The 7,871-nt window shown below is 54.5% G+C and carries 12 protein-coding genes; 10 read left to right on the forward strand and 2 right to left on the reverse strand.

Annotated features, from left to right (window positions below; all coding sequences use genetic code 11):
* The coding region (locus BJL95_RS25275; RefSeq protein ID WP_175463751.1) for a hypothetical protein at positions 1–539 on the forward strand (539 nt) is incomplete at its 5' end.
* Here the strand turns inward: BJL95_RS25275 and radA are convergent.
* Positions 536–1,903: a DNA repair protein RadA gene (gene radA / locus BJL95_RS17990; protein WP_071159949.1), complete on the reverse strand. Its 1,368-nt coding sequence runs from the start codon at positions 1,901–1,903 to the stop codon at positions 536–538. The genes BJL95_RS25275 and radA overlap by 4 nt on opposite strands.
* 156 nt (positions 1,904–2,059) lie before the next feature.
* Positions 2,060–2,350 carry a type II toxin-antitoxin system Phd/YefM family antitoxin gene (locus BJL95_RS17995; protein ID WP_071159951.1) on the reverse strand — a complete coding sequence of 97 codons (291 nt, stop codon included), beginning with the start codon at positions 2,348–2,350 and terminating at the stop codon, positions 2,060–2,062.
* Positions 2,351–2,903: 553 nt separating this feature from the next.
* On the opposite strand from BJL95_RS17995, the gene BJL95_RS18000 reads away from it, so the two are divergent.
* The 9 genes from BJL95_RS18000 (at position 2,904) to tnpB (ending at position 7,742) form a co-directional block, all read left to right on the forward strand.
* The gene (locus BJL95_RS18000) at positions 2,904–3,386 is read left to right on the forward strand and encodes a hypothetical protein (protein WP_071159953.1); all 483 of its coding nucleotides are present in this window, start codon (positions 2,904–2,906) and stop codon (positions 3,384–3,386) included.
* Between the two features lie 92 nt (positions 3,387–3,478).
* On the forward strand, positions 3,479–3,700 hold the full coding sequence (locus tag BJL95_RS24185; protein ID WP_083386149.1) for a hypothetical protein: 222 nt from the start codon (positions 3,479–3,481) through the stop codon (positions 3,698–3,700).
* 81 nt (positions 3,701–3,781) lie between these two features.
* Positions 3,782–4,333 carry a GNAT family N-acetyltransferase gene (locus BJL95_RS18005; protein ID WP_071159955.1) on the forward strand — a complete coding sequence of 184 codons (552 nt, stop codon included), beginning with the start codon at positions 3,782–3,784 and terminating at the stop codon, positions 4,331–4,333.
* 19 nt (positions 4,334–4,352) lie between these two features.
* Positions 4,353–4,649 (forward strand): hypothetical protein, encoded by a 297-nt coding sequence (locus BJL95_RS18010; RefSeq protein WP_071159957.1) that lies wholly within the window; start codon positions 4,353–4,355, stop codon positions 4,647–4,649.
* 97 nt (positions 4,650–4,746) lie between these two features.
* Positions 4,747–5,097, forward strand: coding sequence for a BrnA antitoxin family protein (locus BJL95_RS18015; protein ID WP_254786845.1), 351 nt, complete (start codon positions 4,747–4,749; stop codon positions 5,095–5,097).
* Positions 5,098–5,130: 33 nt separating this feature from the next.
* Entirely contained in the window at positions 5,131–5,607 is a 477-nt protein-coding gene (locus tag BJL95_RS24195) for a DUF695 domain-containing protein (RefSeq protein WP_168031287.1), read from the forward strand.
* A 335-nt stretch (positions 5,608–5,942) separates the two neighbouring features.
* Positions 5,943–7,022: an IS110 family transposase gene (locus BJL95_RS18025; RefSeq protein ID WP_254786846.1), complete on the forward strand. Its 1,080-nt coding sequence runs from the start codon at positions 5,943–5,945 to the stop codon at positions 7,020–7,022.
* A complete protein-coding gene (locus BJL95_RS18030; protein WP_254786668.1) occupies positions 7,009–7,416 on the forward strand; it encodes a transposase in 408 nt (135 codons plus the stop codon). The genes BJL95_RS18025 and BJL95_RS18030 overlap by 14 nt, the downstream gene beginning before the upstream one ends.
* Positions 7,392–7,742, forward strand: a complete 351-nt coding sequence (gene tnpB / locus BJL95_RS18035) for an IS66 family insertion sequence element accessory protein TnpB (protein WP_064031840.1) — start codon at positions 7,392–7,394, stop codon at positions 7,740–7,742. Before BJL95_RS18030 ends, tnpB begins: the two co-directional genes overlap by 25 nt.
* Positions 7,743–7,871 lie beyond the last annotated feature (129 nt).

Genomic DNA, 7,871 nt, shown 5'->3' on the forward strand with positions numbered 1-7,871 from the left:
GATGGTGGCGGGCGTTTCCGGCGCGGGTCTGGCTGGTATTGGGTCTGGCGCTGTCGGGGCCGGCCGGGGCTGGCGGGTATGCGTTGCCGGCCAACGCCGACGCGGTGATACTGCGTTTCGATATGGCCGGCGGAATGCAGTCCCGGCCGGCCGACTCGCCGTTACTGACGTTGACGGCCGGCGGCCGCTTGACCGGGTCCGCCGCCTGGTTCGGCGACGGCGCGGATCGCAGCCGCCAACTGGCGCCGGCCGAGCTGCAAGCCTTGTTGACGTATCTGCTGGCCGACCAGCGCTTGCCCGATCTTGCCGCCGCCTCGATCGCCGAACGGATACGGGCATTGCGGGCCGCCGACGGGCGTTTATTCAATATCGCCGACGCGCCAACCACGCGCATCGAGCTGGCGTTACCGGAACACCGGCACAGCGTCGAATTTTACGCGGTCGATGCCGCCGCCCGCCAATTTCCGGAGATCGCCGAGTTACAGCGGTTGCTGGCGATCCAAAACCGCTTGCGCGACGTGCTGGACAGTCTGCGTTAAAGCTCGGCCAATACCGACAGCGCTTCCTGTATGTTGCTGACCGCGTGTATTTCCAGATTCTTGATCGGGTCCTTGGGCTTGTTGCTCTTAGGAATAATCGCCTTCTTGAAGCCGTGCTTGGCGGCTTCGTTGAGCCGGGCGTGGCCGTTGGCGACCGGACGTATCTCGCCGTTCAAACCCACCTCGCCGAAAAACACCGTATCGTAGGGAATGATCCGGTCTCTTAGGCTGGACACCACGCCGACCAGAATCGCCAAATCGGTACTGGTTTCGGACACCTTGATGCCGCCGACTACGTTGGCATAAATCTCGTCGTTGCCGGTGAAGATGCCACCGTGGCGCGACAGCACCGCCAACAGCATTGCCAGCCGGTTTTGATCCAAACCCACCGCCAAGCGGCGCGGATTGCCGTACTGGCTTTCGGTGACCAAGGCCTGAATTTCCACCAGCAACGGCCGGGTGCCTTCCCACAATACGGTTACGACACTGCCCGGCGACGGCTTTTCCGCGCGCGACAAAAACATCGCCGACGGGTTTTTCACTTCCTTCAAGCCGCTGCTTTCCATCGCGAAAAAACCCAGTTCGCCGACGCTGCCGAAACGGTTCTTGTCGGCGCGCAACACTCTAAAGCGCGAATCGTCGGTGGACGACAACACCACCTGGGCATCGACGATATGGCTCAAGGTCATCGGCCCGGCCAGAGACTGGTCCTTGGTCACGTGGCCGACCATGAAAAACGACACGCCGCTGCGCTTGGCGTATTGAGTCAGGTAGCTGGCGGACTCGCGCACCTGCGACACCGAGCCCGGCGCCGAATCGGAATCGGCGGTGTACATCACCTGAATCGAATCGATGATCACCACCTTGGGCTGTTCTTCGTCCAGCACTTGGCAAATCTGCTGCACCGAGGTTTCGGCCAGCATCTGGATGCCGGCCGTGTTCAATTGCAGGCGATGAGCGCGTTCGGCGATCTGCTGCAACGATTCCTCGCCGGACACGTACAACACCGGCAAATGCCGGGCGATATGGGCGATGGCCTGCAACAGAATGGTACTCTTGCCGGCCCCCGGCGCGCCGCCGATCAACACCACGCTACCGGTGACGATACCGCCGCCTAGCACCCGGTCGAACTCGGCCAGGCCGCTGGAAATCCGCTCGGCCTGCGCCAAATTGACCTCGGACAACAAACGCACCTCGCTACGCGCCCCGGCGTAACCGGATTTATCGCGCGCGGTCTTGCCGCCACCCAGTTGAACTTCCTTGATGCTGTTCCACGCCCCGCACTGATTGCATTGCCCGGACCATCCCGGATAATCGGCGCCGCACTCGGTGCAGACGTAAGCGGATTTGGTTTTTTTAGCCATAGTGATAAAGGTTTAACGATTTAGCTGCAAGCCAGCCAAGTCATCGCTGAGTTAGTGGTGTTTGATTGCCAGCGGATACATGCGTCGGCCGGTACAATTTGTGGTTGATGTCTTGCAAATTGGCGAGAAAGTGATCGGCAAAACCTACAGAGCGGTTCAAACGGATGCCGAATTTGCCCGAGCTTGTTTGATTTGCTTCAAGGCTTCGCGGGCATCCTGGTGGCACCCCGCCGCTACATCGGCCAATCCGCGTTCGATTTCATGCAATAACAATAAGTGGATATGCGCCCGTTCCAGGCGATGGTAGTGATCTAAGCGCTCCGCGCCGATCAACGCTGCCGCGCCTTCGCCATTTTTTTCCTTACCGGTTTGCGCCTCGCTCGCCAAAGCGGATAACTGGGTCCAGGCTTGGGAAAACGGCACTATGTCGGTGACGGCAATACTCATGGCGGCTCCTGATTCGTTGGCGCAAAATTTCGTTCAATATTATGAGCCTTAGACTGAGTTGCATAGCGAAACTTTCCGGTTTAGCTCATCGTCTGCGGTCTATTTTTAACACGCTAGCTTGACCAGATATTTGGCGTTGCAGCGATTGGCTCTGAACCAGAGCTTACGAGTGATTAATTCTGCCTTGTCAGATTCTCGGTAGTGCTCGTCATTTCGGCAGGGATAGCCGAAATCCAGACCCCACGGACGGATCGAAGCTTGCCATCCAGGCACTGGATGCCCGCATCCCGGCGGGCATGACAGCGTTGCTTAAATCTGACAATATAGAATTAATGGCCGGGCTTTTTAAATCTGTTTCTATCGAGCCGTTGCGGACTATGGCTCGATCTGATTCAATGGCAACAGTCTGGCCGTTACCGGTCATTATTTCTACGCCGGATGATATACAGAAAGGAAGATCACATGCAGATCAATAAATTATCGTGCCAAAGATCATTTTTCGGTAGATATACGGAAACTATCTAATTCCTTGTTGGGCATTATGAGTAAACGAATGGCGTTGTGGAAGAAAACCGTAGCAATGTCCGCGTTGTTGGTCGCTCTGGTAGCCATAACGCTCATAAGCTCGCCTAAGGCTAATTACATTTGGAAGGCTTACTTCTATCCGGGTAGCAATTCAAACCTCCGCGGCTATCCGACGCTTGAACCTCCCAACAATTTCACGGGCACATGGGTGCATTACGCATATACTGGCCGCTCCCTGGCAAAGCTGAACATCGTTGATGGTAAGGCCGTTGGAAAGCAAATCTATTTCGCAGACGACGGCTCACCATATTTGGTTAGATATCTTCGCAATGGTAAGTGGGAGCGCGATGAAATTAATCTTGGTCCGCCAGCTTCAATAATTGTCCCTTGGTTTTTGCCTCAGCGCTGGATCAACCGATCACTCAACCGTTTTGCGATTCTCGATTGGTTCTTCCCTGAGTCTCCGGCTGTCTACATAACAGAGGAAAAAACGGAGAAACAGGCAAAATGATGCCCAACAATGCCATAAACTCGGACGTGCAAAAGCTACGCTACGCTCCGCCTTTTCACGCCGGTTATGGCGAACGTTAGGTTTTTGCAATTATGGCCAATCCAGAATGGACAAGAAGGGGTAAGACGGTCGCTCAGTTAATTGAGGAGCTTCGCACATTTGAGAACCAAAATATGGAAGTTAGAATATCCATTGATGACGGTGAGACATCACTTCCAATTTCATTAGTTGGAAAATCCCAGGGAAAATATGCATTGCTCAAGAACTGCGAAGACGTACCAACAGTGCTTCATCATCGCGATGAACAAACCTAACCCTACGCTCAAGTTCGCTCCCTCCGGTCGCTGGGACGCGCCTTCGGCGCGCCCCTTAGCTTTGCGTTGGGCGGCGGCAACATGAATGCGGTGATGAATTTGAAACTGGTTCGTCTTAGCGAAATTTCGTTAGCAGACATAATCGCGTTACATAACGATTCTAGGGTCTTGCGCCATTTGCCTCTAGCAGTTGGGGGATTCGATGCGCACCAGTGCCAACAGTGGGTGGAAAGCAAAGAGGCGCAATGGCAAACGAACGGCTATGGCCCGTGGGGCATATTGATCAACGACGAATTTGCCGGGTGGGGTGGACTTCAAAAAGAAATGGGCGAAGCAGATCTTGGTTTAGTGTTGTCGCCAGACTATTGGGGATACGGAAAACGCATCTGTCAGAAGATCATCGAGATAGCTTTCGAGCAAATGAATCTTGCGTCAGTAACCGCGCTTCTTCCGCCCAGTAGAAGCTGCACAAATGGGATGCTCCGTTTTGGGTTTCAACCCGACGGTCAGGTGGAAGTTTCTGGCACCATTTTTTTGCGGTTTCGTCTTTTGGCGCCAAGACAAGTCGTCGCAGTCACCGCCCAACCCATCATTCCACCGGACCTTGCGCATAAAGCCGCGCATAGCCGGTGAATTCAAACGTTAGGGCTTCATGGCGACCATCGTCCCTTTTCTTTTTCCAATCCTCGGCAATTTGCTGGGGGTTTACCTCGTCACCCATCGAAAATTGCGCACTGTTCGCACAATGCTGGTTGTAAATCTGGTGGCGTCCGTTCTCTTCGGCTTATCTATCGCAATAAAGGTGTTCTGCTGTTCCGCAGAACATTCTTTGTGGCTCATGCCTCTCGTCTTCGCTCCAATTGAATATTGGGCAAAGTTCGGAATTTTTATCGCCATCCTTACGGCAGCTTTGGTCGCATGGCCAAGAAAATGGGGCTCTCATGAGTAGCCATAGTGCGTAGGTTGGGTTAGCGAAGCGTAACCCAACACGTCGGCTGGAATAGCTCGATAGGGTTCGCAAAGTGTATCTTTGATCATCGGCACGATTGCTGGAAAGCATTGGTCTGGTGTGGTTACCTACCGGGATGGAAACATTAGAATTATTTCCGTGCGTCGATCGCGGCAAGAAGAGGTGGATTTATATGAAAGCTAAAGAGCTTGACCAAAAGTTTGATAACGGGGAAGACATCCTGGATGCCGTGGATTTATCCAAGGCCAAAAGAGTTATGCAGGATCAAAAAAGGGTTAATGTTGATTTTCCTGCCTGGATGCTTGAATCTTTGGACAAAGCAGCCAGCCGCGTTGGGGTAACACGACAAACCATCATAAAAATTTGGTTGGCGGAGCGCCTTGAACAACTGGCCGCTAACAAAGCGTTACAGCGGACAAGCCGCTGAATGCAACGTTGGGCGCAAGTAAGGAGCACGTGTATGGAAAACTTATCTGAAGCTTCCGGTGTCATCGGTGAGACCACCGAGAATGGTCTGCCGGTGATTTGGAGCTTCGTGAATGAGCTGCCGTCAGAGGCTGAGCGAGCGAGCTTATCTTGGCTAATAGTAATCGCGTGGCAATACGATGGCAGCGCGCGAAACGGCATGCCATCGGAACAAGTCAATCAAGACATGCTGAAGCTTGAAGATGCACTTGAACAATTGGAAGTGCCAGGCAAGCACGTGCCGGTCTACCGGCGCACGGGTAACGGTCTAAAAGAGTTTGCCTTCCACGCACGCGGAACCGATGAGTTCATGCATTCACTAAACGTATCATTGGCATCGCACTCGCCGTATCCGATAGAGATCAAGTTCTACGAAGACGGCGAGTGGAGTGACTTCCGCCGGCTACTCGCGGATTTCGATCCTACCCAACAAGCCATTCAACCCGATCGCGCGAAGACGCAGCTCCGTTAACGGCGGCGTTAAAGTGCGCAGAACGATCATGAGTCCATTTAAACATCACAGCGCCTTTTCCAAAGAGAAGCACGTCCAAAACTATCTCTTTCCGCACGTCTGCTTCCACTGCCGGAAATCTTTCAAGAAGCCACGTAGTGCGTAGGTTGGGTTAGCGCAGCGTAACCCAACACGTCGGTGCTCAATGGACCGGCAACCGCGAAATTTTCGCTCCGAAAACTATCTCAGGTTTTCGCCTTATGAGCCGTCAGGCGGCTATCGAATCCGCTTAGGGGCCTAAAGCCGAAGGAGGGTGTCGTAAAAGCCCCTCTCCTTGCGGGAGAGGGGTTGATGACATGGACTCCTCCCCACCCCAAGCGGTGTCATACTGCACCAGAGAATTTAAACGGAGCGACGAGGAGTCCGAAATGAATAGTAACGTGGTGGGTCTGGATACGGCAAAAAGCATTTTTCATGTGTACAGCCAGACGGCGACTGACAAGCCGGTGAAAAAGAAACTGAAACGTGCTGAGATGCTGAGCTATTTCGCTAATTTGCCGGTCAGTCTGATTGGTCTAGAGGCGTGTGGCGGCGCTCACTACTGGGCGCGGGAGCTGGCCAAGCTCGGTCATGAGGTCGTGCTGCTGAATGCCAAGTTTGTGAAGGCTTTTGTGGTCGGCAACAAGAACGACTTTAACGATGCGGAAGCCATTTTCACGGCGGTCACCCGGCCCAACAAACGGACGGTAGCGGTAAAAGACGATGCTCAACAAGATATGCAGATGCTGCACCGCTTGCGTCAGGAACGGGTAGCCGAGCGCACGGCGCTGGCCAATCAGATGCGCGGTTTTCTAGCCGAACGCGGCATCGTGTTGGCGGCAGGCCTCAACAGCGTGCGCAAAGGCTTAGCGCTGATTCTGGAAGACGCCGACAATACACTGACGTCCACTGGCCGCGAATTGTTTGCCGAACAGTATCAGCGTCTGGTAGCCATCGACGCTGACATCAAGGCCCACGAGCAACGTATCAGCCGCTTATGCGAACAAAATACGCTGAGCAAACGGTTTCGGGAGGTTCCCGGTGTTGGGCCGATCACCGCCACCATCCTGGCTTCGGACATTGGCGACGGCAAGGGCTATAACCGAGCACGTGATTACGCCGCCAGTCTGGGCGTGGTGCCCAGGCAGCACAGTAGTGGCGACAAACAGGTATTACTGGGTATCAGCAAACGCGGCAACCACTACCTGCGCACCCTGCTGATCCACGGCGCGCGATCGGTACTCAAAGTGTGTAGCGGCAAGACCGATCCGCTAAGCCGTTGGCTGCAAGCCTTGATTGAACGTAAGCGGTCCTTTAACAGCATCTGTATAAACAGCTCGAAAGGAACGAAGATAGTGTCCACTTATAATCAGGTGGACACCTATGAAGGAGCATAACACGCGATTATCGCGGCCATTAATCGTGGGGCACGGGCGAGACGGCCGTTGCCTTTATGATCCGGAAGCCAAGCGGGAGCTAGTGAAAGTTTGCTTGCATTCGGGCACATCGGTTGCCAAGATCGCTCTGCAATACGGTATCAATGCCAATCTGCTGCGCAAGTGGATGGGGCATTACCGAGAAACAGGACATCCGAATCCGAACAGTCCATTAACGTTGCCGGCTTTTGTGCCCGTTCAGTCGCTGAGCGCAGAGAAACCGGCTGAGTCAGCGCTCAGTGCGGAGTTGCCCAACGGCGTTAAACTCGCGTTACAGCCTGTCGAGCTGAGCGACCTGCCGGTGATTTTGAAGGCGTTGGCCGAGCTGCCATGTTTCGTTTCGACGCAGGATTGAAGGTCTACCTGCACCGCGAGCCGGTCGACGGCCGCAAGGCCATCAATGGTTTAGCGCTGCTGGTTGAGCAGGCATTAGGCTTGAATCCGTTCGAGCCGGCCATCTACGTGTTCAGCAATCGCCGGCGGGATCGGATCAAACTGCTGTTGTGGGACCGCACCGGTTTTTGGTTGATGCTCAAGCGGCTGGAAGCCGACCGTTTTCACTGGCCGAAAGAGGCAGCAGTTGTGACGTTGACGGTCGAGCAACTCCACTGGTTGTTAGCCGGTATTGACTTGGCCGCGATGCGGCCGCATCCGGCACGAACCTATACCCAAGTAGGCTGAAACGCGGATGTAAAGCCGGTAAAATAACGGCATGACGCCCACCATCACGCTGTCCACCGAAGACTACCAAGCCTTGCTGGCCGAGCAGCAACGGCTGGCGAGTCAACTGCGGTTGGTGACGGTCGAGCG

The organism is Methylomonas sp. LWB, from assembly GCF_001856095.1.
Lineage (GTDB): Bacteria > Pseudomonadota > Gammaproteobacteria > Methylococcales > Methylomonadaceae > Methylomonas > Methylomonas koyamae_A.

Excerpts from the sequence above, each read along its gene's own strand:
- tnpB (WP_064031840.1), top strand. The coding sequence starts at position 7,392 with ATGTTTCGTTTCGACGCAGGATTGAAGGTCTACCTGCACCGCGAGCCG.
- BJL95_RS24195 (WP_168031287.1), top strand. The coding sequence starts at position 5,131 with ATGGAAAACTTATCTGAAGCTTCCGGTGTCATCGGTGAGACCACCGAG.
- BJL95_RS18010 (WP_071159957.1), top strand. The coding sequence starts at position 4,353 with ATGGCGACCATCGTCCCTTTTCTTTTTCCAATCCTCGGCAATTTGCTG.
- BJL95_RS24185 (WP_083386149.1), top strand. The coding sequence starts at position 3,479 with ATGGCCAATCCAGAATGGACAAGAAGGGGTAAGACGGTCGCTCAGTTA.
- BJL95_RS17995 (WP_071159951.1), bottom strand. The coding sequence starts at position 2,350 with ATGAGTATTGCCGTCACCGACATAGTGCCGTTTTCCCAAGCCTGGACC.
- BJL95_RS18030 (WP_254786668.1), top strand. The coding sequence starts at position 7,009 with ATGAAGGAGCATAACACGCGATTATCGCGGCCATTAATCGTGGGGCAC.
- BJL95_RS18005 (WP_071159955.1), top strand. The coding sequence starts at position 3,782 with ATGAATGCGGTGATGAATTTGAAACTGGTTCGTCTTAGCGAAATTTCG.
- radA (WP_071159949.1), bottom strand. The coding sequence starts at position 1,903 with ATGGCTAAAAAAACCAAATCCGCTTACGTCTGCACCGAGTGCGGCGCC.
- BJL95_RS18025 (WP_254786846.1), top strand. The coding sequence starts at position 5,943 with ATGGACTCCTCCCCACCCCAAGCGGTGTCATACTGCACCAGAGAATTT.
- BJL95_RS18000 (WP_071159953.1), top strand. The coding sequence starts at position 2,904 with ATGGCGTTGTGGAAGAAAACCGTAGCAATGTCCGCGTTGTTGGTCGCT.